Raw genomic sequence first — 944 nt, forward strand, 5'->3', positions numbered from 1 at the left:
AGCGGCGCATAGACGCCGTAGGAATGGCCAACCACCCAGCCCAGATCCGATGTCGTGAAGAAGGTGTCACCGGGTTTGCAGCCGTAGATCAGATCCATGGACAGGGCGAGAGCGACAGCGTGGCCACCATTGTCACGCACAATGCCCTTCGGATGACCTGTCGTGCCGGACGTGTGAAGAATATACAGGGGATCTTCGGAGCGCAACGTGACCGGTTCTGCCGGTGCGGACTGTTCCAGCGTATGGAAATCATGATCCCGCATCGGCACGGGCGATACCGGACAGGCCGGGCGCTGCACGATCACGCAGGCCCGTGGCCTGTGCGTCGCTCTGGCCAGCGCCTCATGCAGGGGGGGCGCAGACGGGATGGGCGTCTGTCCCTGAAAGCTGCAACTGGCAATGATGATGACTTTCGGAGCCACGTCATCGATCCGGTGTGCCAGTTCGGGTCCGGCATAACCGGCAAAAACCACGACATGGACGGCACCGATCCGTGCACAGGCCAGCATGGCAATAGTCGTTTCGATCATGGTCGGCATGGCGATCAGGACGCGGTCGCCTTTCCCCACCCCGAGCGAGCGCAGGCCACCGGCAAACCCGGCTACCCTGCCCTGCAGTTCCCGGTAGGTTACCACCTGCCGTTCCTTCGTGGCGCAGGAATGCCAGATCAATGCCGCCTGTTCACCGCGACCATTTTCAACATGCCGGTCCACGGCGTTGTGGCAGGTATTGAGCGTGGCGTCAGGAAACCAGTCATGCCAGCCATCCGCCCGCGTCCTGCATGCGGTCATGGGTGCCTGCTTCCATGTGATGCGTTGCGCCGCCTCCAGCCAGAACGGCTCTGGCTGATTCAACGCCGCATCGTGCATCGCCTCATATGTTGTCCATGGAAGCATGGCGTTTACTCCGTTCAGGCTACAGGCACGTCTTTGCCGGTGATCTGG

Annotated in this window: 1 protein-coding gene; it reads right to left on the bottom strand. The window is 61.7% G+C overall.

Annotated features, from left to right (window positions below; translation table 11 throughout):
* A partial coding sequence (locus B7449_RS18095; RefSeq protein ID WP_048884008.1) for an AMP-binding protein occupies positions 1 to 896 on the bottom strand: 896 nt, incomplete at its 3' end.
* Between the last annotated feature and the right edge of the window lie 48 nt (positions 897 to 944).

Source organism: Komagataeibacter intermedius TF2 (assembly GCF_000964425.1).
GTDB lineage: Bacteria > Pseudomonadota > Alphaproteobacteria > Acetobacterales > Acetobacteraceae > Komagataeibacter > Komagataeibacter intermedius.